The organism is Finegoldia sp., assembly GCF_046991905.1.
Classification (GTDB): domain Bacteria; phylum Bacillota; class Clostridia; order Tissierellales; family Peptoniphilaceae; genus Finegoldia.
Window position 1 is genome coordinate 13,609 of sequence record NZ_JBKWZF010000008.1, and the last position, 25,186, is coordinate 38,794.

General features: G+C 31.9%; 25 protein-coding genes and 1 other RNA gene. 14 read left to right on the forward strand and 12 right to left on the reverse strand.

Annotated features, from left to right (window positions below):
• Positions 1–54: 54 nt before the first annotated feature.
• Together ACLUJM_RS04870 and ACLUJM_RS04875 are read left to right on the forward strand one after the other, a co-directional pair.
• Positions 55–1,596 (forward strand): ABC transporter ATP-binding protein, encoded by a 1,542-nt coding sequence (locus tag ACLUJM_RS04870; RefSeq protein ID WP_304066261.1) that lies wholly within the window; start codon positions 55–57, stop codon positions 1,594–1,596.
• A gap of 111 nt (positions 1,597–1,707) precedes the next feature.
• A complete protein-coding gene (locus ACLUJM_RS04875) occupies positions 1,708–2,733 on the forward strand; it encodes a YeiH family protein (RefSeq protein WP_094225035.1) in 1,026 nt (341 codons plus the stop codon).
• A gap of 212 nt (positions 2,734–2,945) precedes the next feature.
• Here the strand turns inward: ACLUJM_RS04875 and ACLUJM_RS04880 are convergent, their stop codons facing one another.
• Positions 2,946–3,383, reverse strand: coding sequence for a DUF523 domain-containing protein (locus ACLUJM_RS04880; RefSeq protein ID WP_304066267.1), 438 nt, complete (start codon positions 3,381–3,383; stop codon positions 2,946–2,948).
• Positions 3,384–3,394: 11 nt separating this feature from the next.
• Positions 3,395–4,033 (reverse strand): Maf family protein, encoded by a 639-nt coding sequence (locus tag ACLUJM_RS04885; RefSeq protein WP_304066270.1) that lies wholly within the window; start codon positions 4,031–4,033, stop codon positions 3,395–3,397.
• A 70-nt stretch (positions 4,034–4,103) separates the two neighbouring features.
• Here ACLUJM_RS04885 and pfkB point away from each other — a divergent pair, with 70 nt between their 5' ends.
• From pfkB to ACLUJM_RS04910, 5 genes are all read left to right on the forward strand, one after another.
• Positions 4,104–5,027 carry a 1-phosphofructokinase gene (pfkB, locus tag ACLUJM_RS04890; protein WP_316082756.1) on the forward strand — a complete coding sequence of 308 codons (924 nt, stop codon included), beginning with the start codon at positions 4,104–4,106 and terminating at the stop codon, positions 5,025–5,027.
• Positions 5,017–6,888 carry a fructose-specific PTS transporter subunit EIIC gene (locus ACLUJM_RS04895; protein WP_316082755.1) on the forward strand — a complete coding sequence of 624 codons (1,872 nt, stop codon included), beginning with the start codon at positions 5,017–5,019 and terminating at the stop codon, positions 6,886–6,888. Before pfkB ends, ACLUJM_RS04895 begins: the two co-directional genes overlap by 11 nt.
• Positions 6,889–6,940: 52 nt before the next feature.
• On the forward strand, positions 6,941–7,807 hold the full coding sequence (fba, locus tag ACLUJM_RS04900) for a class II fructose-1,6-bisphosphate aldolase (protein ID WP_002835224.1): 867 nt from the start codon (positions 6,941–6,943) through the stop codon (positions 7,805–7,807).
• Positions 7,808–7,900: 93 nt separating this feature from the next.
• Positions 7,901–8,464 (forward strand): chromate transporter, encoded by a 564-nt coding sequence (locus ACLUJM_RS04905; RefSeq protein WP_242428110.1) that lies wholly within the window; start codon positions 7,901–7,903, stop codon positions 8,462–8,464.
• Positions 8,451–9,002, forward strand: a complete 552-nt coding sequence (locus ACLUJM_RS04910) for a chromate transporter (RefSeq protein WP_094202872.1) — start codon at positions 8,451–8,453, stop codon at positions 9,000–9,002. The genes ACLUJM_RS04905 and ACLUJM_RS04910 overlap by 14 nt, the downstream gene beginning before the upstream one ends.
• A gap of 30 nt (positions 9,003–9,032) precedes the next feature.
• Here the strand turns inward: ACLUJM_RS04910 and ACLUJM_RS04915 are convergent, their stop codons facing one another.
• From ACLUJM_RS04915 to scfA, 6 genes are all read right to left on the reverse strand, one after another.
• Positions 9,033–9,869 carry an antibiotic ABC transporter permease gene (locus ACLUJM_RS04915; protein ID WP_094202871.1) on the reverse strand — a complete coding sequence of 279 codons (837 nt, stop codon included), beginning with the start codon at positions 9,867–9,869 and terminating at the stop codon, positions 9,033–9,035.
• On the reverse strand, positions 9,862–10,566 hold the full coding sequence (locus tag ACLUJM_RS04920) for an ABC transporter ATP-binding protein (protein WP_412412345.1): 705 nt from the start codon (positions 10,564–10,566) through the stop codon (positions 9,862–9,864). The genes ACLUJM_RS04915 and ACLUJM_RS04920 overlap by 8 nt, the downstream gene beginning before the upstream one ends.
• Positions 10,563–10,919: a GntR family transcriptional regulator gene (locus ACLUJM_RS04925; RefSeq protein WP_094209000.1), complete on the reverse strand. Its 357-nt coding sequence runs from the start codon at positions 10,917–10,919 to the stop codon at positions 10,563–10,565. The genes ACLUJM_RS04920 and ACLUJM_RS04925 overlap by 4 nt, the downstream gene beginning before the upstream one ends.
• Before the next feature lie 60 nt (positions 10,920–10,979).
• Positions 10,980–12,224 (reverse strand): aminotransferase class V-fold PLP-dependent enzyme, encoded by a 1,245-nt coding sequence (locus ACLUJM_RS04930; protein ID WP_412412346.1) that lies wholly within the window; start codon positions 12,222–12,224, stop codon positions 10,980–10,982.
• Positions 12,217–13,575, reverse strand: a complete 1,359-nt coding sequence (gene scfB / locus ACLUJM_RS04935; protein WP_094225024.1) for a thioether cross-link-forming SCIFF peptide maturase — start codon at positions 13,573–13,575, stop codon at positions 12,217–12,219. Before scfB ends, ACLUJM_RS04930 begins: the two co-directional genes overlap by 8 nt.
• 149 nt (positions 13,576–13,724) lie before the next feature.
• On the reverse strand, positions 13,725–13,874 hold the full coding sequence (gene scfA, locus ACLUJM_RS04940) for a six-cysteine ranthipeptide SCIFF (protein WP_002835215.1): 150 nt from the start codon (positions 13,872–13,874) through the stop codon (positions 13,725–13,727).
• Between the two features lie 131 nt (positions 13,875–14,005).
• On the opposite strand from scfA, the gene ACLUJM_RS04945 reads away from it, so the two are divergent.
• A complete protein-coding gene (locus tag ACLUJM_RS04945; RefSeq protein ID WP_412412347.1) occupies positions 14,006–15,625 on the forward strand; it encodes an ATP-binding cassette domain-containing protein in 1,620 nt (539 codons plus the stop codon).
• Positions 15,626–15,644: 19 nt separating this feature from the next.
• On the forward strand, positions 15,645–16,457 hold the full coding sequence (locus ACLUJM_RS04950) for a hypothetical protein (protein WP_002835212.1): 813 nt from the start codon (positions 15,645–15,647) through the stop codon (positions 16,455–16,457).
• A gap of 623 nt (positions 16,458–17,080) precedes the next feature.
• Here ACLUJM_RS04950 and ACLUJM_RS04955 read toward each other — a convergent pair.
• From ACLUJM_RS04955 to ACLUJM_RS04965, 3 genes are all read right to left on the reverse strand, one after another.
• On the reverse strand, positions 17,081–17,962 hold the full coding sequence (locus tag ACLUJM_RS04955) for an IS3 family transposase (RefSeq protein WP_412412375.1): 882 nt from the start codon (positions 17,960–17,962) through the stop codon (positions 17,081–17,083).
• 141 nt (positions 17,963–18,103) lie between these two features.
• Positions 18,104–18,343 carry a helix-turn-helix domain-containing protein gene (locus tag ACLUJM_RS04960; RefSeq protein ID WP_094208299.1) on the reverse strand — a complete coding sequence of 80 codons (240 nt, stop codon included), beginning with the start codon at positions 18,341–18,343 and terminating at the stop codon, positions 18,104–18,106.
• Positions 18,344–18,429: 86 nt separating this feature from the next.
• The gene (locus tag ACLUJM_RS04965) at positions 18,430–19,590 is read right to left on the reverse strand and encodes an iron-containing alcohol dehydrogenase (RefSeq protein WP_412412348.1); all 1,161 of its coding nucleotides are present in this window, start codon (positions 19,588–19,590) and stop codon (positions 18,430–18,432) included.
• Positions 19,591–19,818: 228 nt separating this feature from the next.
• On the opposite strand from ACLUJM_RS04965, the gene ACLUJM_RS04970 reads away from it, so the two are divergent.
• Complete coding sequence (locus ACLUJM_RS04970; protein WP_294684817.1) at positions 19,819–20,151, forward strand: hypothetical protein; 333 nt, start codon at positions 19,819–19,821, stop codon at positions 20,149–20,151.
• 240 nt (positions 20,152–20,391) lie between these two features.
• On the opposite strand, the gene ssrA is transcribed toward ACLUJM_RS04970, so the two are convergent.
• Positions 20,392–20,753: a transfer-messenger RNA gene (gene ssrA / locus ACLUJM_RS04975) on the reverse strand.
• Positions 20,754–20,859: 106 nt separating this feature from the next.
• Between ssrA and rpiB the strand changes: the two genes are divergently transcribed.
• The 4 genes from rpiB to ACLUJM_RS04995 are packed head-to-tail and all read left to right on the forward strand — an operon-like array spanning position 20,860 to position 25,174.
• The gene (gene rpiB / locus ACLUJM_RS04980) at positions 20,860–21,312 is read left to right on the forward strand and encodes a ribose 5-phosphate isomerase B (protein ID WP_094224391.1); all 453 of its coding nucleotides are present in this window, start codon (positions 20,860–20,862) and stop codon (positions 21,310–21,312) included.
• A 1-nt stretch (position 21,313) separates the two neighbouring features.
• A complete protein-coding gene (gene polA, locus ACLUJM_RS04985; RefSeq protein ID WP_412412349.1) occupies positions 21,314–23,941 on the forward strand; it encodes a DNA polymerase I in 2,628 nt (875 codons plus the stop codon).
• Positions 23,928–24,536, forward strand: a complete 609-nt coding sequence (gene coaE, locus ACLUJM_RS04990) for a dephospho-CoA kinase (protein WP_412412350.1) — start codon at positions 23,928–23,930, stop codon at positions 24,534–24,536. The genes polA and coaE overlap by 14 nt, the downstream gene beginning before the upstream one ends.
• Positions 24,533–25,174 carry a lytic transglycosylase domain-containing protein gene (locus ACLUJM_RS04995; protein WP_294684814.1) on the forward strand — a complete coding sequence of 214 codons (642 nt, stop codon included), beginning with the start codon at positions 24,533–24,535 and terminating at the stop codon, positions 25,172–25,174. Before coaE ends, ACLUJM_RS04995 begins: the two co-directional genes overlap by 4 nt.
• Positions 25,175–25,186: the final 12 nt, after the last annotated feature.

Below are 25,186 nucleotides of genomic sequence, written 5' to 3' on the forward strand. Positions count from 1 at the left end.
ATGAGTAATGCAAAATAGGACGAAAGCTCTATTTTGTATTATATGAGGGAAAGTATGAATAAGTATATTTTTAGAGAAAAAATCAATTTGCTGGTGCAAATTTTACTGACGATTTTGTTGTCGTGTTTCATGTCGGTGGCGATAGTATTTACGAAAAGATTATTTGAAATTGAAAACAAGACCTTCTCACTTATTGTAATTAGTGCATCGTTGATTTTGTTCGCTGGAATAAATTATCTCAAGGACAGAACAATCTACAACATGGGACTTTCTTTTGTAGAAGGTTTCAAGCAAGATTTGTTTCACAATGTAATATCACAAAATTTTTATGAAATAGATCAAAAGGAAAAAACTTTTTCGAACGATATAACATCGACATCGCTTTATTTAAAAGAATATTATATTATTCCTACATTGGAATTGATATCTGATGTTATTTTACTAATTGTAATATTACTTACCGTGGGTTTTTGCGTATCATTTATCCCAGTGTCTATAATAACTGTCGGAGTTTTGATATTCAGTTTAATTAATGTAAAAATTGACAAATCAATATTAGAAAAGAAAATAAGCACGTCTAATTTAAGGAAAAAATACGTGTATTTTCTTGATGATATGCTAAGCTCTAAGAAAGTTATCAACTCAAAAGCAAACAAAGCTTTAGAAGTAGTGCACAGCAAATTAATTGAAGACATATCAGAAAAAGTTATCGAACTTGACAAGGAAGAACTCACGAAAAACAACCTAAAATTATTGTTCATTGGTTCGTATTTTATCGTAAGTTTGATTTACATAATCAAAACTCCAGACACAAGTTATGGAGAAGCGATTATTCTAGTAAGTTCAATAATGCTACTTCACCATTTAATCAAAAAAATCGTAAAAGCAAGATCCATGATTGTTCAATCTGAACAAAAAGTTTTCAAAATGCAAGAAGTTTTTGGAAATCAAGAAAATTCAGACAAAATTGTGGAACATATAAAAAAAATTGAGTTTAGAGATGTGAAATTATACTCTTCAGATGTGAAGGTCAAAATCAACTACACATTCTTCACTGATAAAAAATACTTGATTATTTGTGAGAATAACGAAGTGGTTAATTTACTAGCGAAAGCTTTTATTAAGAAATTATCTCCACAAAGTGGAATGATTTTAGTAAATGACGAACCTATTGATAAGTTTGATTTATCACCTAATATGCTTGTTACTTACGATGAAAGTTACATTTTCGATACAGATTTCAGAAACAATGTCACATTGTTCAATTCTTTTCCAGACAAAAAAATTCCACCTTTGATAAAAATTTTCGATGATGAATTGACATCTAAGCAAAGGTATCCGGAATACAACGACAGGGATAAGAATTTAATCAGATACAAGAGAATAATAAATCAAGATAGTGAATTTAACATGGTGGTAAATTTGTTTAATAATTTGGACGAAACCACTGGAAACATATTATTAGAAGATTTTATTTTAAGATTTAATGGATCAATCTACTGTGCAAAAGATGTGCATCCATTTATTAAAGAAAAATTCGATGAAGTTTTATATGTTAAAAATATCGACAGCGATTATTTATTAGTTCAAGAATAATTAACACACCACGGTATATTATTTGAATATCGTGGTGTTTTTTGTTTCAAAAACTTTACATAAAAGATTTTTGAGTTAAAATAATTAAGTGATTAATTTTTAGGAGGAATTATGAATTGGTTAAATAAAAATTATAAAGGATTATTGCTTTGTCTATTGATAGCTTTTCCTTGCCATTTGTTGGGTAAAAAGTTTCCAGTAATTGGTGGTGCAGTTCTGGCGATTTTGGTTGGAATTATCATAGGTTATGTTATCAAAGATAAAACAAAATTTGAAGATGGTATTAAATTTGCATCTAAAAAAATACTACAGTATGCAGTAATTTTACTTGGATTTGGAATGAACTTGGCTGTCGTTATGGAAACTGGGAAGCAATCATTGCCAATAATTATACTTACTATTTCCACTTCTTTAATAATATCTTACGTATTAGCAAAGAAAATGAATATTGCAAGAAATATCGCCATATTAGTGGGAGTTGGCTCTTCAATTTGCGGGGGCTCTGCAATTGCTGCCACTGCTCCGGTAATAGAAGCTGATGATGAAGATGTAGCTCAAGCTATTTCTGTAATATTTTTCTTCAATGTAATTGCTGCGCTTGTTTTTCCGTTGTTGGGAAGTGTGATTGGTTTTTCCACACATTCAGGAGAAGCGTTTGGAATATTTGCAGGAACTGCAATTAATGATACTTCATCAGTTACAGCAGCAGCTTCTACTTGGGACGGTTTGTATAATTTAGGAACACAAACATTGGACAAAGCAGTTACCGTAAAATTAACGAGAACATTGGCGATTATTCCAATTACTTTGGTTTTGTCTTATTTGAGAACTAAAAACCAAAAACAATCAGAAAAAGTTGAACTCAAAAAAATATTTCCTATGTTCATTTTGTATTTTGTTCTTGCAAGTATTATAACTACAGTTGCCTTAAAAATGGGAGTAAATGCTAAAATTTTTGATCCATTAAAGGAATTATCCAAGTTTTTCATTGTAATCGCAATGGCTGCGATTGGATTAAAAACTGATATTGTAAAACTGATAAAAACAGGTGGAAAACCAATTATACTTGGATTTTGCTGCTGGATTGGAATTACATTAGTTTCAATAGGAATGCAATTCGCACTTGGACTTATATAAATAAAAGCTATGCAAGATTTTGCATAGCTTTTTTGAAAGAAAAAATCACGGCTTTAGGGGTAGCCGTGATCTTTTAAGTACAATTTTATCTTACAAGGGGTTTGTTTGATATAAATTGATATCTATTATCATTATACTACGATATTTTAATTTGTCAACTAAAAATGATTATCAAATTAAAAAAATCAAACAAATAGTAATATTTTTATATTTTACAGTAATATTTTAACATTTTCTTCGCTAAATAATTTTATATTTTCTTTTGAAAGTTTGTGAGCAGCAATCCCCATGCCTTTTATTTTTTGATGATTGAAAGTTCCATCGTAAATGTAATTCGATCCACATGATGGAGAATTTTCTTTTAAGATGGCAATTGTAGCATCGTATAACTTGGCAAGTTTTAACACTTCATCGCTTCCTTTTTCAAACTCTTTTGTGAATTCTTCTCCATCATAATCAAAAACTTTTCCATCCATAATTTCAACGGGATTTCTTGGAGTTGGCATTCCGCCCATAATTTCTGGGCATACTGGAATTAAATTGTATTTTTCTTTTAGTAAATTGATAGTTTCTTCGTCTAGTTTATTATTAGAACCGTTGTATTTACAATCAACTCCTAATAAACAAGCGCTAATTAAAACATTTTGCATATTTGTCTCCTTTAATTTTTGCAAATCCTTTTGTTAATTTCACTGACAGGAAGACCTATAATTGTGTTCAAATCACCTTCGATGTATTCTATAAGAACTGGATTTAAATCCTGGATTCCGTACGCACCAGCTTTGTCGTAAACTGTGCCTTCGTCGATGTATTCTTTGATTAATTGGATATTTTTATCTGTTTTTTCTGAAAATTTTACGTTACTGTAAGTGTAGAATATTTCTTCGTAATTTTTTGATTTCAAACAAACAGATGTCACAACTGTGTGAACTTTTCCAAGATAAGATGTAAGCATTTTAAAAGCATCGTCGTAATCTTTTGGTTTATTCAAAATTTTTCCATCGTTTATTACTATTGTATCTGATGCAATGTAAAGTGTATCATATTTCAAATCCAAGGGCATGATTTTTGCTTTGGATATTTCACAACAAGAAAGCGCTAATTTTTCAATTATTTCACGGTCTTTATATTTTTCGTAAGCCGATTGTTCGATTTTTCTTTCGTCAATGTCTGTTGAAGTGCTTTCAAATTCACAAATATTTTTTAATAATTCGTTTCTTCTTGGAGATTTGCTAACCAAAATCACATTAGTAAATTCATCTAATTTCCCAATTTTCGAAACATTTTTTACGTATTTCATTTTATCACCAAATATATTGTCTTATCTTTTTATTAATGTGTCAAATGGGTATATATAATTAGGTGATTATATGATTTATACAGTTACATTAAATCCATCTATCGATTACATAATGCGATTGGATGATTTTAAATTTAAAGAAACTAACAGGGCGAAAGTCATCGAACTTTACGCTGGCGGAAAAGGAATTATGGTTAGCAAGTTGCTGCATAATTTGGATGTAGAATCCAAAAATATTGGATTTTTGGGAGGATTTACAGGGGATTACATCGAAAAATTATTAGATGAGATGGAAATTCTCCACGATTTTACTAAGATTGAGGATAACAATAGGATAAATGTAAAACTGAAACTGGATTCAGAGACAGAAATCAATGCTCCAGGCCCAGACATTTCACAACAAGAATTGGAAGATTTTTATGAAAAACTTTCTAAAATAAAGGGTGGAATTGTATCTTTTTCAGGATCTGTCGCTAAGAATATGGACAAGGATATCTACATTGAAATGATAAAGAAATTATCGCCAGACACAAGATTTACATTGGATACAACAGGAGATGTATTACTGAAAAGCTTGAGATATCATCCTTTATTATTAAAGCCTAATCAAGCGGAGTTAGAAGAAATCTACGGAGGAAAGTTTAACTCAAAAGAAGAGATAATTTCGTATATAAAATCTACGATGATTCCAAAAGCAGAAAATGTGATATGTTCTTTAGGAAGTGATGGTGCGATTTTTGTGAGTGCAAACAATTCATTTTACATTCCAATTGTAAAAGGAGAAGTTATCAACAGTGTTGGCGCTGGAGATAGTATGGTGGCTGGATTTATCTATGCTTATTTGAATAATATGAGTGAAGAAGATATATTCAAAATGGCTGTGGCAAGTGCGACTGCGACAGTTTTCTCATATGATATGGGCAAAAAGGAACAAATCAATGAAATTTTTAGTAAATTAAAAATAATAAATATGGGGGAAAATAATGGAAATTAAAGATTTGCTTTCTAAAGATTTAATGATTATGAATCTGAAATCTACAACTAAAAAAGACGTTATAGATGAGATGATTGAAAAATTGTACGAAAACAATGTTATTAATGATGTACTAAAATTTAGATCTGAAATTATGAAAAGAGAGTTGGAATCTTCGACAGGTCTTGGAGAAGGAGTTGCTATGCCTCATGCAAAAACATCGGCAGTGAATAAACCTGCGATTGTATTTGCTAGAAGTACAACTGGCGTGGATTATGAAGCATTAGATGGAGAAGATACTTATATATTTTTCATGATTGCAGCAACTGAAGGACAAAACCAAATGCACATTGAAACTTTGGCGAAATTGTCCAAGCTTTTATTAAAAGAAGGATTTATCGATAGATTAAAATCTAGCGAATCTCCAGAAGATGTTTATAAGACTATTGATGATTATGCAGAAGAATCTGAGCCGAAAGTAGCACCAGTAGAAACTAGCTCGATTTATACAGAAAAGCCATTCGTCTTAGCTGTAACTGCATGTCCAACGGGAATTGCACACACTTATATGGCAGAAGAAGCTTTGAAGGAACAAGCATCTAAAATGGGAGTTGACATCAAGGTAGAAACAAACGGATCTGATGGTGTTAAGAACAAATTAACAGCTAATGATATCGAAAAATCTACTGGAATTATTATAGCTGCGGATAGAAAAGTAGAAACTGCACGTTTTAATGGCAAAAATGTAATTGAATGTCCGGTTTCCGATGCGATTAGAAATCCAAAAGATTTGATTCAAAAAATCGTTGACGGCAAAGCGAAGATTTATCATGCAGATGAATCGGAGTCAAAAGAAGTTGAAGAAGAAACGACAAATTGGAAATCAAAATTATACCAAGACATTATGAATGGCGTAAGTCACATGTTACCATTTGTAGTTGGCGGCGGAATTTTATTGGCGTTGTCATTCTTGGTTGAAAGATTTTTCTCTGACACTTCGCCAATTTACAATTTATTCTCCGTAGGTGGAAAAGCTGCGTTTGGATTTTTGATTCCAATTTTGGCAGGATACATTGCTATGAGCATTGGAGATAGACCGGCGTTAATGCCTGGTATGGTTGCAGGTTTCATTGCAGGTCAAGGCGCAGGATTTTTGGGAGGACTGTTAGGTGGTTTCTTAGCAGGTTATGTTATTTTATTCTTGAAGAAAATTACTAGAAATCTTCCTAAATCTCTCGAAGGAACTAAACCAATGTTGATTTTCCCAGTATTTGGGTTGCTATTAACATCTTTGGGTATGATTTTCGTAATATCTCCAGTGTTTACTACAATTAACAAAGCAATCAACGGATTTTTGGCAAATATGGGAACTACAAACTCGATTTTACTTGGAGCATTGCTCGGAGCCATGATGAGTGTGGATATGGGTGGTCCTGTTAACAAAGCAAGTTACACTTTCTCAATAGGAGTATTCACAGATACTGGTAATGGTGCTTTTATGGCAGCTACAATGGCTGGAGGAATGGTTGCACCACTTGCAATAGCTTTAGCATCTAGTCTATTTAAAAATAAATTTGACGAAAAAGAAAAGAAATCAGCAGTCACTAACTATATTTTGGGTGCATCATTTATCACAGAAGGAGCGATTCCTTTTGCAGCAAAAGATCCATTGAGAGTGATTGTATCATCTGTAATCGGTAGTGCAATTGCAGGTGGACTTACACAAGCATTTGAAGTAAAATCTCCAGCACCACACGGAGGAATATTCATTTTACCAGCTATGGAATCTGTAGACAAAGCATTGTTCTTCGTATTATCCGTAGCAGTGGGATCATTGGTTTCAGCAATCATTTATGGATTGTGGAAACAAAAAGCAGAATAATGTTATAATAATATTGTAATTTACAAATTTTCAATTTTTCAAGGAGGAAATTATGTTAGTAGCAGCAGACAAAATGTTAAAAGATGCATTAAAAGGAAAATACGCAGTAGGTCATTTCAATATCAATAACTTAGAATGGACTAAAGCTATTTTGGAAACAGCACAAGAAAACAACTCACCAGTTATTTTGGGAGTTAGCGAAGGCGCTGGAAAATATATGGGCGGATACAAAACAGTTGTAGGAATGGTTAAAGGAATGATTGAAGAATTAAATATAACAGTTCCTGTAGCAATCCACCTAGACCATGGATCATTCGAAGGAGCAAAAAAATGTATCGAAGCAGGATTTACGTCAGTAATGTTTGATGGTTCTAAATATCCAATTGATGAAAATATAGAAAAAACAAAAGAAATAGTTGAACTTGCTCACTCAAAAGGAATCAGCGTTGAAGCAGAAGTTGGAGCTATCGGTGGCGAAGAAGACGGAGTAATCGGTCAAGGAGAAATCGCCGACAAAAACGAATGCAAGAGAATTTCTGAATTAGGAATAGATTTCTTGGCAGCAGGAATTGGTAATATCCATGGTGTTTATCCTGAAAACTGGAAGGGATTAGACTTCAATGCTCTTGGAGAAATCAAAGGAGAAATCGGAGAAATGCCCCTAGTTCTTCATGGTGGAACAGGAATTCCAACTGATATGATAAAAGAAGCGATCAGCCTTGGAGTATCCAAAATAAATGTAAACACTGAATGTCAAATCGTATTTACAGAAGAAACTAGAAAATATTTCGAAGAAAATAAGGACAAAGAAAAGAAAGGATTTGACCCAAGAAAAGTTTTGAAACCAGGCTACGAAGCAATCAAAGCAAAAGTTAAAGAAAAAATGGAAATTTTTGGATCAATCGACAAAGCAAACTAATTTAATATAATCAGAATTCAAACCGAGTCTATTAATTTAGATTCGGTTTTTTGATTTGAAAAAAATTTTATTGTATAGGATAATATTATCTAGGTGATAATTTTGAAAAACATAGATTTATTTAAAACTCTTCTGAAAATTAATGCCGTAACATTTGGTGGAGGATACACAATAGTACCTATAATTAGAGATGAGTTTGTTAAGAACAAAAAAATAATTGACGACGACGAAATGATGAAGATAATCGCCTTGGCTCAAAGTTGTCCAGGAGCGATGGCTATTAACACGTCGATTTTATTGGGATACAGGATTAATAAAACAAAAGGGGCAATCGCAAGTGTATTGGCTGCTACTCTTCCATGCTTGGTTATTATTTCGATTGTGAGTTTGATTTACAACAAAATTCACGACAATCCATTTATCAATATGATGCTTATTAGTATGAGTGGAGCAATCAGTGCGATATTACTTTTAACTGTTGTGGATTTGGCAAAATCAAATTTGAAAAAAGACAGAGCACTTGGAATTGGAATAATGATCTTAGCATTTGTAATGGGATTTGTATTTAACATAAATGTTGCGATAATTTTACTTGCATGTGCTTGTATCGGAGTAATGTATTCAAAGATTGTAGGTGGCAAATATGATTTTGATTAAATTATTCTGGGTGTTTTTTAAAGTTGGATTATTCGCTTTTGGCGGAGGATATGCAACACTTCCACTTATCACAAATTTTGTAGTAAATGAAAATCAATGGATCAGTCTTAGAGAATTGACAGACGTACTTACGATATCGCAAATGACGCCAGGACCAATAGCGATAAATTCCGCGACATTTGTTGGAATGAAAATATATTCCGTGCTGGGCGCTGTTGTAGCAACTACTGGATTGGTGTTTCCGGCGTTAATTATTCTACTTCCGTTATCTAAGTTGATTTTCTCGGGAAAAGAATTAAAGTTTTTGGATTATATACTAAAAGGGATCAAACCTGCAGTTGCAGCACTGATATTCATTGCATTTATCGATTTATTCGAATCGGCAGTGTTTAACGGCACATTTAATACGACAAACATAAACGTTGTAGCTGTAATTTCATTTTTTGTAGGATTTGTAATGTATTATAAAAAAGTTTCTATCATTAAGATAATCGGCGTGTGCGCAACGATAGGACTAATATATCAATTTGTAATTTAAAAAAAGCCTCACTATGAGGCTTTTTGTAGTTTAAATATCTATTGAGTTGTCCATCATTTTAATTGATGCTTGGTATAAGCCAAGTCCTGTCAATATCCAAATAATAGTGCTTGAAATTGGTATTCCCATTACTTTTGTGAATGTATTCATTGTAATTGTATCACCAGGATCAGCAAGGACAACATCTTTCGCATTTACAATTCCTTCTCCAATATAAGAAATTATATAAGGAACTCTTAGGAATATTTCTTGGTCGATTAGAGATATAACCACGTTAATCACAATCATAATTATAATCCATGAGTAACCAGTTTTGTTTGATGGGAACAATGATTTCGTAGCAACTATTGAGAAATACATTACAATGTATCCAATAAATGTACTTATAATAAAGTTTACAGTCAAAATGATGAATGTAAATGGAGAAACCGTAAAGTATGGATTGTTAAATGCCAACTTAATCATTTCCAAGAACTTAGCTTCTCCTACAAAATACATTCCCAAAAAGTTTATTAAAGCAAATGCTATAGCAAAGATTACTGTCCATATAAGAGCGAATAATAATTTACTCATTAAAATGTCGTTGCTTTTAACAGGAAGAGTAAACATCAAATAGCCTCTGTCAGAATAGTAATCGCGTCTGAATACCATGACAATTTGTACAGCTAATGCCAAGAAACTTCCGAATACTGCAAGTATACATAAAATCAAGAAAAGCATTTCGACAAACCCCATCGTTTGAGCGTTTGCTTTTATTGAATTTTTGAACAACGCATACAATAATCCGTTTCCTAGCAATCCTACAAATAATGATATCAAACATAATTTCAAGTTGTTTTTTAAGTCGTGTTTTAAAAGTTTAAGCATGGTGACCTCCAAAAATTTGTTTGTAAACATCTTCTATGCCTTTGTTGTAAGTAGATCTCAAATTTTCTACGCTATCATTTAATTCTACAGAACCTTTGCTGAGCATGATTACTCTGTCGAAAATCCTCTCGATGTCTCTAACCAAGTGAGTAGTAATCAATAGGGTAGAGTCGGGATCAATATTGTCTATGATTGCATCTAAGATTTGTTCACGAGCTACAGGGTCAACTCCTGCGATTGGCTCATCAATAATGAAAAGCTTAGCGTGACGAGATAATACAAGCGCCAAGTTCAACTTTTCAGTCATACCTTTAGATAGATTGCTGACTTTCATATTCTTGTCCAAACTCATTTGTTCAATAAATCTGCTGAATTTTTCGACATCAAAATCAGAATAGAAATCTTCGAACAGAGCCTGTGTTTGAGCGATAGTTAAGTTCGGGTCTAGAAAAAATCTGTCTGGCAAATAACTTACAAATTCTTTAGTTTTGTAAGTTACTTCCTGTGAATTGATTTTGACTTCACCTTCGTATTTTTTGATGATACCAGCTAAAATTTTGATTAAAGTAGTCTTTCCAGAACCATTTGGTCCCAAAAGTCCAATAACTTCTCTTTTTTCGGCTGTAAATGATACATCATTAAGTGCTTGTTTACTGCCGTATTTCTTTGACAAATTTTTTATTTCGAGTACGCTCATTTTTTCCACCTTTCATCTATAAGTTTTATTAATTTTTCTTTTGGCATATTCATTTGATACATTTCGTTTAAGAAATCATCTATCAACTGTTGTGCCATATCATTTTTCAAAGCTTTTAATTTATCGTCATCTACATCTACAAATGAACCAAGTCCTCGTTTACTCATAGTAATTCCACAGCTTTCCAACTCTGCATAAGCACGTTGAACTGTGTTAGGATTTACATTCAATTCTTTCGCAGTTTCTCTGACAGAAGGAATTTTATCAGAAGACTTTAATTCTTGTCTAATTATTTTGTATTTAAAATAATCTACGATTTGAATGTAGATAGGCTTATTATCATCAAATTGCATATTATCTCCTTTCTCATCTGTTCTATAACAATAATACACCGTTACAATAAAAAAGTCAAGCTATTTTAATAAAATATTTACGCCCTTTGATGATAAATCATTCAGCTCATCGATTTGTTCTTGATTAATTGTGGAATTTTTCTTAGCGAAAATCTTTCCGGGTGGATAAATCACGATATCATTGGTAATCTTTTTGTTCAGTAAATAATCGTATGTTTTATAAATTTTCGTAGAGTCTGATTTTTCATATGAACGAAAAGCTTCCAGCAAAATTTCAAAATCTTTTTTCTCATCTGCAATCGTTGAAATCAATACGAGATTTTTGTCGTCTATCATTTCAATATAAATTCCGTTTTTTATCAAATGCTCATTCACATCACTTGGATTGTCGCATTCAAGGACAATTCTTGTAAAATCTCTATTGCAATTTTTTTGAATAGGAGCTTTTCTTATGAAATCTAAGCCTTCAATCTCACTATAAAACCAATCTATTATTTCTTTTAATTCAGCGTATTTGCTCTCATTTTTAGTACAATAATTGATGGCATATTCCACAGATGTCATGAAAATATATGATGGGGAAGATGTCATAATCATTTGTAGATTACTCATAGTTTTATCTATCAATTCATCTTCACAGTTAAAATTAATCGCAGCAGTTTGTGTGAATGCAGGCATCGTTTTGTGATACGAATTAATAGAAATATCACAACCTAGCTGCATTGCATTTTTGTCAAAACATTCCAATGCAAAATGCGTTCCGTGTGCTTCGTCAACGATTATCTTGATATTATTTTCGTGACAATAAGTTACAAGTTTTTCGATTGGCTGATAAATCCCATAATAATTAGGGCGTGTTATAAGAACTGCTTTGATAGATGAATCTTTTTTCAAATTTTCTATCAAAACTTCTTGTTCACACACTCCATCACAGTCAATCTCCACAGATTCTCCACGAGCAAGTCGTACGCCGTTGATTACGGATTTGTGGCAATTTTTCTCTACCAAAATTTTGTCGTTTTCATCTAATACGCTCATTATACTTGCGACTATTCCAGAGGTTGAACCATTGACAAGAAACATTGATTTTTTTGCATGCGAAAAAAGGGCAAGATTATTCCTGCCCTCAGCTATAATACTATTTGCATGGTACAAATCATCTGTATCAGATAATTCCGTTACATCAATCTTCAAAATATTTTCGAGAAAATCTTTCATTCCTTCCAACATCTTGCCCTTATGGCCAGGCATATGAAAGCTTACTTTTTCTTTTCTATTTATAAGATTATCATACAAATTACGCATTCAACATTTTCTCCACTTCTACCATAATTGCACATTCAGTACGTTTCTTTTGCATTGCGCATCCCAATTCGTATGGCTTGTAAATATCGTTATTAAAATTGTACGCATTTGCATGGCAACCACCAGAACAGTAGAATTTGCACCAACAATTTTTGCAATCTTCTTTTGTAAATACATGACAATTCAAAAATTCTTCACGCATATCTTCTGGTAAAGTTAGATTTTCATCTAAAATATTGCCCATTTTGAATTTTTCATTGCCGACAAATTGGTGACAAGGATAGATGTCTCCTTCTGGAGTAACTGCAACGTATTCGCAGCCAGCTCCACAACCTTGCATTCTTTTAATAACACAAGGACCTTGAGTCAAATCCACCATAAAATGGAAGAACTTGAAGTTAGAACCATTAACTTGATCCTTTGCATAATCCACTGCCAACTTTTCGTATTCTTCTAAAACAGTGTCCAAATCTTCCTTAGTAATAGCGTAATCATCATAATCGCTGTCTACAACAGGTTCAATACTTGACAATTCAAATCCTAAATCCTTGAAATGTTTTACATCTTCTGAAAAATCCAAATTCTTCTTAGTGAATGTTCCTCTAACATAATAATATTTTCCTTTTCTTCCTTTAATAAGCTTTTGGAATTTAGGAACGATTAAATCGTAAGAGCCCTTATCATTCAAAGTTTTTCTCATATTATCGTTGACAGATTTTCTGCCGTCAAGACTAAGAACAACGTTGTGCATATTTTCGTTGATAAAATCTATCTTGTCATCGTCCAATAAAACACCATTAGTAGTTATCGTAAATCTGAATTTCTTACCTTTTTCCTCGGCTATTTCGTTGCCGTATTTCACTAATTTCTTCACAAGCTCGAAATCCATTAAAGGTTCTCCACCGAAGAAATCCACTTCCAAGAATTTTCTTGAACCGCTATGGTCAACCAAATATTTCAAAGCTTTCTTGCCGACTTCTTCAGTCATATAAGCTTTGTGTCCACCGAAATCACCTTGTGAAGCAAAACAATATTCGCACTTCAAATTACAATCGTGAACAACGTGAAGGCACATTGCCTTTAAAACAGGTTCTCTCTTTTTGAAATCTTCAATGTGAAGATAATCATCTGATGAAAAAAGCATATTCGCTTTTTCCAATTCTCCGATTTCCTTGATAGAATCTCTGACAGATTCTTCAGGATATTGAGCTAATTTTTCTACTATTTCATCTGCACTTAAATCTTTGTAATAATCAAGTACATCGTAACTTATGTCGTCAAAAACATGGACACTTCCACCGTTTACATCTAAAACAATGTTGTGGCCATTCATTTTGTATTTATGTATCATATAATTCTCCTTTCAGCTACCGTACTATTTTATAGAAAATTATGAATTAAGTCAATAAAAAACGAAAACCACTCAAAAGAGTGGCATTAATTTAATAATCGCATATCTGATTGTTTACTTAAAAGTCTTCAATCATTATGTAAACAAGATTATCTATTTTCGTTTTCACATTCTTGGTTAGCAACTGTGCAAGAAGTTTTGCAAGCTGATTGGCAAGATGTTTGGCATTCACCACAACCACCTTTGCAAGCTGATTCTTTCAAAGTGTTAGGTGTTAAAGTTTTAATATGTTTTTCCATAGTATTCACCTCAAAATAATTATATCATAAATTTAGAAAAAATGTGCGAAATAAAATCATGTTGAATAATAAAAAAAAGGATTGCATAAACATAAAACAAGTGATATATTTAATTTAAAGGAATGATGAAAATGTTCAAGTACATTACGCAAAATAAAAAATTATTCTACCTAACTCTTCTTACAGCGCCTATTGCCGTTGGATTTGATATTGGCTTGGCGTGGCTTTTAAGAATTATAACAGATGCAGGAACTAATGGAGAAGAACAACTTTTGCCCAGATTAATTCTAATTTCTGTGTTGTACATAATTTTTGCAAGTATTTCCGATTTGCTATATCGAAAAAGCACAGTAGAGCTTACGAATAATTGTATATATAATGTTAGAAATGATTTGTTCAACAGTATAACAGACGAATCTTTAATCAAAATATCCAAACAAAATAGTGGATATTATATATCAATGTTTTTGAATGATTTGGAAGACTTGAAGATGGATTATTTTAAGAATATGGTGTCTTCATATCATGAAATTCTCAATTTCGTAATATCCTTAGTGTTGCTTGTCAAAATCGACATAATAATGGCAATTACAATAATAATATTTTCCGTGGTGCAATTAGCAGTCCCATTTATTTTCGAAAAATTAATCGAAAAAAGACAAGAAGAACTTATAAATATAAGAAATGAATACACGTCTAGTTTGCAAGAATTCGTGAACAATTTCAATTTGATTAAGTTTTTCAAAAGAGAAATTATTTTTCAAAAAATTAACCAAGATAAATCCATTGAATATCGTAACGCATCAAATACCAAGGAAACTTTGAGTAAAACTATTTACGTTTTATCATTTGCTAGTTCATTGGCAATGTATTTGGGTTGTATGTTGGTCGGAATTTGGCTAGTATTTAAAGACAGAATAACCATTGGTCAAGTAATAGAATCTAGTCAATTGATGGCTTATGTGACAGGACCTTTGTTGAATTTCACAGATATAATGACAAGTTTCAAATCATCAAAGCCAGTCCAAAACAAAATTATGAATTTCATCTCAGAAGAAAAACCTGTTGAAGTAGAAGATGAATTTGAATTTAATAATTTAAAATTAAACAATATTTCATTCAAATATCCAACAAGTGACAAATACGTTTTGAAAAATTTGGATTTTACATTTGAAAAAGGAAAGAAATACATTATTATTGGAGAAAGTGGAACGGGTAAATCAACTATATTCAAGATTTTGCAAAAACAAGAAATAGCAACCGAAGGAGTAGTTCAGATTAACAATAAAAATATTTTGAATATTACAGATAGCACATATTATTCGAAAATCGGATTTGCAACACAAGACACTGGAATATTCACAGCAAGCATCAAAGACAACATATCCTTGTATGACAACAGACCTGTAGATAAAACAATCATTGAACAATTGGGATTAAATACTATGATTAATTCCAAACCAAAAGGAATTGACACTGTAATCTCCAGCGAAGACAAGTCTATCTCAGGTGGAGAGAAACAACGAATAGCCATTGCAAGACTACTAAATGAAGACTTCGACTGTATTTTATTAGACGAATCGACATCCTCATTGGATAAACACAGTGTAGATATTGTTGAAGAATGCATACTTTCGAAAAAAGATTTGACAGTAATAGCAATCACACATCATTTGACAAGTAAAGCTATTGAAATGAGCGACTGTGTTTTAAAATTAGAAGACGGGAAATTAGTACCAGTTACAATGTAAACTAAAAGAGGGTAATGATATGGGAACTAAAAACACTTATAACAACTATCAATTTTATGAAACACCAGCATTGACTAAATATTTGGAAGAACAATCAATAAAAGGCTATAGTTTTTGTGGTGCAGTGGGAAGTTTTTTGGATATACTGAAGTTTCGCTATGATGAAAACAAAGCCCCACAATCTTATTGTGTCTTACGTAAGCGCTTGGATAAAAATATAGATGAAAAAATACAAATCATGAAAACTAATTCTCAGATCATTTATGAAAATAATGTGTATGTTGTATTTGCAAATAATTCTGAGGAGGATACGGAGTTAGAATCCATTTTAAAAAAGCAAAATGCTCTCCAAGCAGTTTCCATTAAAAAATCTGTAGCATTTATCAGTATATTATTGATTATTTCTGTGATTAGTGTGGCTTTGAATATATTATGGCCACAAAACACAAACTTAGTGTTAAACAGTCTGAATGTGGGAGTTTGTATTTCTCTAATTATTAATTTTTTGATTTATTTTATTGGAGATTTGCACGATTATTTTTCAGGAAAAGCAGTAGTAATAGACGGGAAGCTAATATTTAATAACCGCACCAAATTAAAAGATTCGCTATTTCGACTTGGAGATGTACTTAAATTCTCAATATTATTGGTAAGTATATTTCTTAGCATAAAGGTTGTGCTACAAGCAAGTGATCCTGCGGTTACAGTTAATGTTTTAAAAATGTGGTCGATATTTTGTATTGTGGGATTTGCTTCAAGGATAAAATTTCAAAAATCATATATCGCATTGCTTTATATCGAAGTATTTCTAATAACACTTGGAGCGATATAGAAAACAATTGAATAGTTTTTTAAATTAAAAATTGCGCGATTAATTAAGGTGACCCCAAAAAGTTGGACTTTGTACCAGAGACATTTAAAAATATTTGTCTCTGGTTTTTTTTGTCCTATTCTACCCATAGGGTAGAAATTTTTATGCTACATTTTTCTTTCTATATTCTACTTTAAAATCCATAGGAATGCACTAAAAGCAATTGACATGAAGTTCTAATACTGATAAAATCTATATCGGAGGTATATAAAATGAACAAAAAAATCATATCATTTTTTATATTACTATAGTATGAAACGTGAAGAAATATTAAGAAAAATTTATCTTTTTTTAGTTTTTTATGTTTTATCTAATTTGATATCGGTAGAAGATAGCTTGTTATATAAGAGATTGTATTCAGTCTTGCTAGTATCTACAGCATTTTATTTCTTTAAGAAAAACAAATAGTAAAGTTGATAGAACAAGAGTAGAGAAATGTAGTATTATTAAAATAGAAAAAGAATAATTAAAAGAGCCTTGGAGATTAAGGTGACCCCAAAAAGTTGGACTTTGTACCAGAGACATTTAAAAATATTTGTCTCTGGTTTTTTTTTGTCCTATTCTACCCATAGGGGTAGAAATTTTTATGCTACATTTTTCTTTCTATATTCTACTGGTGATAAATATCTTAGTTTTTCTTTTATCCTTTCTTCATTGTAATATTTTATGAAATCTTCTATTGTTTGTTTTAAGTGTTCGTATGAATAGAATTTATTTCCGTAGTATATTTCTTGTTTTAATATTCCAAAGAAGTTTTCCATTGGAGAGTTATCTAAGCAATTTCCTTTTCTTGACATGGATTGAGTGATACCGTTAGATTCTAGTTTTGATGTGTATTGATCTATTTGGTATGCCCAGCCTTGATCTGAGTGAAATATTCTTTTTTCTTTTGTTTTGTTAGTTATTTCTATGGCCTTGTTTAAGGCTTTTAGGATTGGTTCTAGAGTTGGTTGTTTCGATATTTCATAGCTTAGTATTTCACTGTTGTACATATCTAAATATGGATTTAGATAAAGTTTCTTTATTTGGTAGGTACCTGATTTATCTTTTTCAAAATACTTAAATTCTGTTGTGTCAGTTGTTATTTGTGTATATGGTTTTTCTACTTTAAAGTTTCTTTTTATTTTGTTGTCTGCTACTTTCCCTACTTGTCCTTTGTAGGATGAGTATTTTCTTGGTTTTCTTGAAAAACTTTTTACTTGAATTTTTAGATTTTGAACTAATCTTTGTACTTTCTTTTTGTTTATTTTTAGTCCTAATCTTTTTAACATAGCAGTTATTCTTCTGTATCCATAGTTTGGATTTTCTTTTCTAATTTTGAGTATTTTGTTTTCTATTTCCATATCTTTATTTGGTCTATTTATGCGTTTTTGCCAATACATATATGTTGATTTTGGAAGATTGAAGTATTTTAACAAGTCTTTTAATTTGTATTTATTTCTTAAAATCTCGATTGTTTCAGTAATTGTCTGTCATTTGAGACAATTCTATCTTCTTTTTATTGCATCATTTTCTAATTGAAGCCAATAGTTTTTTTCTTCTAATTTCTTTATTTTTTATTTTAATTGTGACTATGTTAATGAATTATTTTCTAAATTAGTTAAGTTTTATGATGAATATTTTTTGATATCTTTTGATATTTTTGTTGGCTTTAGCATTTTTGGAGGTTTTCCTCTCTTTTTGAGTTTTAGTCCTTCTATGCCTTTTTCTCTAAAGTCATTTACCCATCTTATTATTAAACCTTTATCAGGTATACAATATTTTTCTGATAAATATTTATATGATATGATAAATTTTAAATATTCTTTTGCTACTTTTACTTTAAATTCTGTTCTATATTTTGCCATTAAAAAACTGACCTCCTTAAGTTAGTTTTTAGGTCCAACTTTTGAGGTCAGTTCATTTTTTTAGATAAATTATTTTGCTATTAAATTTATTCTGTTATATCTTCGCCGTTGTAAGCGTGAGTAAATATCATTTTAACGATTTCTGGATTTGATTCACGAGGATTTGTCAAAGTACATGGATCTTCATAAGCGTTCTTACTCATTTCATCTAATACTTCGTCAAATTTTTCTTTGTTAAATCCGAATTTTTCTTCAACTTCTTTCAATGTTGGTGGAATGCCAACTTTCTTAGCTAATTCTCTAACAGCGATTGGGTAATCTTCAACGTTTAATTCTTTTTCAATCCATTCAACTTTGTCAGTTGCTTTTCTGTTAAATTGTGTGATGTATGGAAGTAGAATTGCGTTAGCAAGTCCGTGAGTTATTCCAAATTCTCCACCGATTTTGTGTGCTAATGAGTGAACTAAACCAAGTGAAGCAGATGTGAATGCAATACCTGCCATTGTAGATGCGTTATGCATTTTTTCACGAGCTTCCATATCGTCAGGGTTTTCGCAAGCTTTTGGCAAATATTCGAATACCAATTTCAATGCGTGAATTGCAAGTGCATCAGTATAATCGTTAGCGATGTTGGAAACTAATGCTTCTGTTGCGTGTGCTACAACGTCCATTCCTGTGTTTGCTGTAACAGATTTTGGCATTTTAGATGGCAAAACTGGATCTACTATAGCGATGTCTGGAACGATATGATCAGATACCAATGGGTATTTGATGTGTTTTTCTGTATCAGTGATTACTGAGAATGCTGTGATTTCACTTGCGGTACCTGAAGTTGATGGGATACCAACGAATTTTGCTTTTTTACGAAGTTCTGGAAGAGATCCTGGTTCGATTATATCTTCAAATTTTAATTCAGGATGTTCATAAAAAGCCCACATACATTTTGCAGCGTCCATTGCAGAACCGCCACCTAATGCTACGATCCAATCTGGTTGGAATTCTTGCATTTTCTTAGCGCCTGCTTCAACAGTTGTAACTGATGGATTTTCTTCTACGCCATCGAAAACACACACTTCCATTTTTGCTTTTTTCAATTCTTCACAAGCTCTGTCTACGAAACCGTTTTTCTTCATAGAATTACCGCCTGTGACTATGATTGCTTTCTTACCTTTTAATTCACTTAATTTTGAAAAAGCTCCTTCTCCAAAGTGAATAAAACCTGGAATATGAAGTACTCCATTTGCCATAATAAATCACTCCTTTTGTAATTTGTACAAAAACTTATCCGTTTCTGCTATAATAATATTATATCAATATGGCAATCGTTTAGTCAAATAAAAAACGAAATATTTAACGAATAAAACGTATAGTGTTAAAGTATTTTAGTGCGATAAATAACAACGATATTTTAAAACGTAGTTTGAGAATTTGAAAAGCGTTTCATAAAAATTTGGGAAATCAAAAAGGGGAATAAAATGTCAGAAGAAAATAAAACGAAAAATGTGAAGAAAAAAATATGGATTATTTTGGTAGTTGTACTTATATTCTTGGCATCTTGTAGTGCGTTGGCGTTCAAATCAGCAGGATTTCAAAGATTTAAGAAAAATGTAAAAAGTGAGTACAGCGGTGGAATCAAAAGAGAGATTATAATTTACAACGCAGAAGGAAAAGAAATTTTCAAGAAATCAGGAAAATTCGATTTTACTTACGATGACAAATGCATCGAATACATCGATACGCAAACTAATTTGAAACACAACGTGTTTGCAGGGGACAACTCAACGGTAATTATTAATGAATTGAAATAATAGAATTTTGGTATTAAATTTTAGAAATAGAGAGTTTAGCGACTCTCTTTTTTTATATTCAAAATCAGACTTGAATATGCAAGAAACTGTATAAAATCGGTGAGGAAAAATTCTTACCGAAAGTTTTACCGAAAAATTTTGAAAAAACTTGAGATATTTAGATAAAATTACTGATGTTAAAAAAATAAAAAAGCTCATTTATCAACGTTTTGAGTTGAAATGAGCTAATTTTATAATATATGGTGGAGATGAGGAGATTCGAACTCCTGTCCAAAAATATATCCCTAAGAACTTCTCCGAGTGCAGTCAATTAAGTTTTATTCGTCGATCAAAATTTAATTGACAAAACTATGATCGATATATCCTCTTAAATAATCTCATATACCAGAGGAAAATATACGAGATGTTCCTGCTAATTAGTTGAGATTCAAAAAGAAAACGCAGGACGATTTTCTAGTTTTTGAATCGGCCGCCGTTATTAGGCAGCTAATGCGAAGTTATTATCTTCAGCGTTTATATTTAGTTGTCCTTTTTTTACGTTTGTAGACGAAAACGACTCGCTATTCAAACTTCAATATCCCTGTCGAAACCAAGACATCCCCATATTTTTGTAACTATATTTTATCATAAAATGTGTAATTCTTCAAATAATTGATAAATACATAAACATATTATAAAATGTAATTAATAAAATATTTGGAGGTTTTTATGAAAATAGCAATAGCAGCCGATCACGGTGGATTTGAATTAAAAGATTCAATGGTTGAATATATAAAAAGTTTAGGAAATGAAGTTATGGATTTGGGAACAAATTCAGCTGATTCAGTAGATTATCCAGATTATGCAAAGAAAGTTTGCGAAGAAATCCAACAAGGAAATTCTGATTTAGGGATTTTGATTTGTGGAACGGGAATTGGTATGAGCTTGGCAGCGAACAAATTCGAAGGAATAAGAGCAGCTTGTGTGTCTGATGTATACAGTGCGAAAATGAGTAGAAATCACAACAACGCAAATGTACTTTGCATCGGCGCGCGTGTAATTGGAGATGAAGTTGCCAAGTTAATTATTAAAACTTTCTTGGAAAATGAATTCGAAGCTGGTCGTCACCAAAGAAGAGTTGACAAGATAATGGCTTTCGAAAAAGAAAACAAGGGATTATAAAATGTCAAAAAAAGCTTTAATTATTGACGGGTCATCGCTTTTATTCAGAGGGTTTTACGCTATCAGAGATTTAACCACAAAAGACGGAGTACACACTAATGGTGTATTTGGTTTTATGAATATGTATTATTCAGTTATGGATAAACTAAATCCAGAGCTTGTGGTTGTGTGTTTTGATAGAAAAGAACCAACTTTCAGACACGAAAAATATTCTGAATACAAGGGTAACCGTCAAGAAACTCCAGAAGAACTTATCGTTCAATTCGATATGCTTAAAGAATTGCTAAAAGCGATGGGAGTTTCATACATTGATTTAAAAGGATATGAAGCAGACGACATCGCTGGAACTTTGGCAAAACAAGCTTCATCAAAAAACTACGATGTGTATTTATTGACTGGAGATAAGGATTATCTTCAACTTATAGATGACAACACTAAGGTAGTTCTTACAAAAAGAGGGATTACTGAAACAAAAATCTACGATGTCGATACACTAAAAGAAGAATACGGACTTACTCCTAAGCAAATGATTGACTTGAAAGGCTTGATGGGGGATAAATCTGACAATATTCCTGGAATTGATGGCGTGGGTGAAAAGACTGCACTCAAATACATTCAAAAATACGGTAGCATTGAAGGATTGTACGAAAATGTCGATGAAATTTCCGGCAAGAAAACAAAACAAAAAGTCATTGATGGAGAAAAAATCGCTTATTTGAGTAGAGAGCTAGGAACGATCAATACAGATGTTCCTAAGGATTTGATTGGTTTTGAAATTGACGATTGTAATATAAAAGAAGCTGACAAAAATCATTTAATAGAAGTTCTTACAAAGTTAGAGTTCAACAGTTTTATCAAAAAACTTCCAAACGAAGAATCTAGCGAAAAATACGAATTCGAAAATTTGGATGAAAATGTAGATGCAATTAAAGCTTATATTAAAGAAAACAAAAAGTTTACTTTTGCATTGTTCAATGATGATTATTACGTAGACAATGAGCCTGTGATTTTTGCAATTTACACTGATAAGGTGTACATCACAAGAAACGTAGACATTGTAAAATCATTTAGGGAAGAATTTGAATCAAAAGACATCAACAAGCTTTCATTTGATATCAAACCATGTATTTATCATTTGATGCGTTATGGCATCGACATTTCGTACAATTATGACGATGTTGTCATAATAGAATACCTGCTTGATCCTTCCAAGACAAGTTATAGTATGGAAAGGTCTGATCCTAAAATTATCGGTTATGATTTCAAGCCGCTTGAAGATATTACAGGTAAAGGCAGGTCCAAGAAGACTATTTTGGAATCAGATGACAAAGAAATCGACAATTACGTAGTAAAATACATGATGTTCACAAATAAATTGTACGAAAAGATTTCTGAAATCGAAGAAGAGGATATGATGCATCTTTACAGAGATGTTGAAATTCCTTTGATAAAAGTGTTGTGTGACATGGAATTTACGGGAGTTTGTGTAGAAAAAGAAACTTTGGTTGAGATGGGAGAACTTTTCGAAGATGAGATAAAATCAATCGAAGACAGTGTTGAGGAACTTATCGGCAAGAAAATCAACATCAACTCATCAAAGCAATTGGCAGAAGTGTTGTTTGAAGATTTAGAACTTCCTGTAATAAAAAAGAACAAAACTGGTCCATCGACAGACCAAGAAGTTTTGGAGGCTTTAAGTGGTAGACACGAAATCATCGACTACATTTTAAGATACAGAACTATTGCGAAACTCAAAACGACGTATATCGATGGAATGGTTGATTTAATTAAAGAAGACGGCAAAATCCACACTACATTCCAACAAACTATAGCGCAAACTGGAAGAATTAGCTCTACTAACCCTAATTTGCAAAACATTCCTATCAGAACTGAAGAAGGAAGACTTATCAGAAAAGCATTTGTTCCAAGCAAAGGAAGTGTACTGTTGGATGCGGATTATTCCCAAATTGAGCTTAGAGTGTTAGCTGATTTGGCAAATGACGAAGTTATGCTTGATGCATTCAAGCATGGTGCAGACATTCACAGAAAAACTGCCAGCGAAGTGTTCAAGGTTGATTTTGACAAGGTAACATCACTTCAAAGATCCAACGCAAAGGCTGTAAACTTCGGTATTGTTTACGGAATTGGAGATTATTCTTTGAGTAAAGATTTGCACATAACTAGAAAAGAAGCCAAGGAATATATCGAAAATTATTTGAACACGTACAAAGGCATCAAGCAATACATGGAAGATATAGTTGCAATTGGTAAGGAAAAAGGCTACGTTGAAACTATAATGAAAAGAAGAAGATACATCCCTGAATTAAAATCCAAAAACTACAACGTGAGAAGCTTTGGAGAACGTGTGGCACTTAACACGCCAATTCAAGGCTCTGCAGCGGATATAATTAAAGTTGCTATGGTGAAATTCTACAATAGATTGAATGAAGAAAATCTAAAAGCCAAGTTAATCTTGCAAGTTCACGATGAGCTTATCGTGGATTGTCCAGAAGATGAAAGAGAAAAAGTCCTAGAAATAATGAAGGATGTCATGACACATGCTGTTGATCTGAAAGTCGACATGAAGATTGATGTTAACAGTGCAGATAATTGGTATGATGCAAAATAAGAGGATAATCGTTGTTGCTGGAAATATAGCCAGTGGGAAAAGCACGGTTTGTAGAAGATTAAGAGAAAAAGGCTTTGTTGTAATAGATTTGGATGAGATTACTCACCAAATCTATGAACAAGGCACAGACCTTTATTATAAGCTTGTGGATGAGTTTGGAAAAGGAATTTTAGACGAAAATTCTAATATCGACAGAAAAAAACTTTCCAAGCTTTTATTTAGTTCAAAAACATTACTAAAAAAGCTTGAAGAATTAACACATACTGATATAATATTAAGAGTAGTAAAAAGAATTAAGAAAGAAAAGTCTGATTTGATTTTTCTGGAAATCTCTATGTATTTGGAAAGCAAGGATTTGATTGACAAATACATTGATGTCGACGAAGATTGGGTCGTTGTATCTGATAAAGATATCAGAATACAAAGAGTAATCAAAAGAAATAACTTTGATTACGATACAGCTTTGAAGAGGGTTAATTCGCAATTAGATTATGAAAAAAGTTGTTGTGAATTTGACGAGGTTATTACAAATAATACGACAGAAGCTGATTTAATACTCAAAGTTGACAAACTTATAGATAGGAAAAAATTATGAGATTTATTAAAAGATTTTTAATCACGATTATTTCGATTTTTGTGATTGTGTTTTTAGTTGGATTTGGCGTGAGTGCTTATTCAACTATGACAAGACCGGTAAAATATGTCGATTTGGTTAATACATACGCAAAAGAATACAACGTCGATCCGCTTTTGGTTATGAGTGTTATTAAAGTAGAATCTAACTTTGATCCAAGTGTTAAATCAAAGGCTGGAGCGTTGGGGTTAATGCAACTTATGCCTGATACTGCAGAAAGTATTAACAATATGAGAAACACACATTTCACTGTTGAAGATTTGAAAAAACCTGATAAGAACATCGAAATGGGAACTGCTTATTTGTCCTATTTGTTGCATCATTTCAAAAACCACGATTTGGCTATTGCAGCTTACAATGGTGGAATTGGCAATGTAAAAGAATGGTTGGCGAATGAATCATTTTCCAAAGATGGTCAAACTTTAGACGATATTCCATCTTCTGAGACTAAATATTACGTTGTAAAAGTTGAAAATCAGTACAATATTTACAAGATTTTTTATGAAGATACAAAACTGGAAGAAAATATGCACAAAAATTTTAAAGTTTGGTGCAAAAACTACATTAAATTGATTAAAAATATTATTAACAAATATTAAAAGACCTAATAA

Coding starts and splice junctions, on each gene's coding strand:
- ACLUJM_RS04870 (WP_304066261.1), top strand. CDS start 55: ATGAATAAGTATATTTTTAGAGAAAAAATCAATTTGCTGGTGCAAATT.
- ACLUJM_RS04875 (WP_094225035.1), top strand. CDS start 1,708: ATGAATTGGTTAAATAAAAATTATAAAGGATTATTGCTTTGTCTATTG.
- ACLUJM_RS04880 (WP_304066267.1), bottom strand. CDS start 3,383: ATGCAAAATGTTTTAATTAGCGCTTGTTTATTAGGAGTTGATTGTAAA.
- ACLUJM_RS04885 (WP_304066270.1), bottom strand. CDS start 4,033: ATGAAATACGTAAAAAATGTTTCGAAAATTGGGAAATTAGATGAATTT.
- pfkB (WP_316082756.1), top strand. CDS start 4,104: ATGATTTATACAGTTACATTAAATCCATCTATCGATTACATAATGCGA.
- ACLUJM_RS04895 (WP_316082755.1), top strand. CDS start 5,017: ATGGAAATTAAAGATTTGCTTTCTAAAGATTTAATGATTATGAATCTG.
- fba (WP_002835224.1), top strand. CDS start 6,941: ATGTTAGTAGCAGCAGACAAAATGTTAAAAGATGCATTAAAAGGAAAA.
- ACLUJM_RS04910 (WP_094202872.1), top strand. CDS start 8,451: ATGATTTTGATTAAATTATTCTGGGTGTTTTTTAAAGTTGGATTATTC.
- ACLUJM_RS04915 (WP_094202871.1), bottom strand. CDS start 9,869: ATGCTTAAACTTTTAAAACACGACTTAAAAAACAACTTGAAATTATGT.
- ACLUJM_RS04920 (WP_412412345.1), bottom strand. CDS start 10,566: ATGAGCGTACTCGAAATAAAAAATTTGTCAAAGAAATACGGCAGTAAA.
- ACLUJM_RS04925 (WP_094209000.1), bottom strand. CDS start 10,919: ATGCAATTTGATGATAATAAGCCTATCTACATTCAAATCGTAGATTAT.
- ACLUJM_RS04930 (WP_412412346.1), bottom strand. CDS start 12,224: ATGCGTAATTTGTATGATAATCTTATAAATAGAAAAGAAAAAGTAAGC.
- scfB (WP_094225024.1), bottom strand. CDS start 13,575: ATGATACATAAATACAAAATGAATGGCCACAACATTGTTTTAGATGTA.
- scfA (WP_002835215.1), bottom strand. CDS start 13,874: ATGGAAAAACATATTAAAACTTTAACACCTAACACTTTGAAAGAATCA.
- ACLUJM_RS04945 (WP_412412347.1), top strand. CDS start 14,006: ATGTTCAAGTACATTACGCAAAATAAAAAATTATTCTACCTAACTCTT.
- ACLUJM_RS04950 (WP_002835212.1), top strand. CDS start 15,645: ATGGGAACTAAAAACACTTATAACAACTATCAATTTTATGAAACACCA.
- ACLUJM_RS04960 (WP_094208299.1), bottom strand. CDS start 18,343: ATGGCAAAATATAGAACAGAATTTAAAGTAAAAGTAGCAAAAGAATAT.
- ACLUJM_RS04965 (WP_412412348.1), bottom strand. CDS start 19,590: ATGGCAAATGGAGTACTTCATATTCCAGGTTTTATTCACTTTGGAGAA.
- ACLUJM_RS04970 (WP_294684817.1), top strand. CDS start 19,819: ATGTCAGAAGAAAATAAAACGAAAAATGTGAAGAAAAAAATATGGATT.
- rpiB (WP_094224391.1), top strand. CDS start 20,860: ATGAAAATAGCAATAGCAGCCGATCACGGTGGATTTGAATTAAAAGAT.
- polA (WP_412412349.1), top strand. CDS start 21,314: ATGTCAAAAAAAGCTTTAATTATTGACGGGTCATCGCTTTTATTCAGA.
- coaE (WP_412412350.1), top strand. CDS start 23,928: ATGATGCAAAATAAGAGGATAATCGTTGTTGCTGGAAATATAGCCAGT.
- ACLUJM_RS04995 (WP_294684814.1), top strand. CDS start 24,533: ATGAGATTTATTAAAAGATTTTTAATCACGATTATTTCGATTTTTGTG.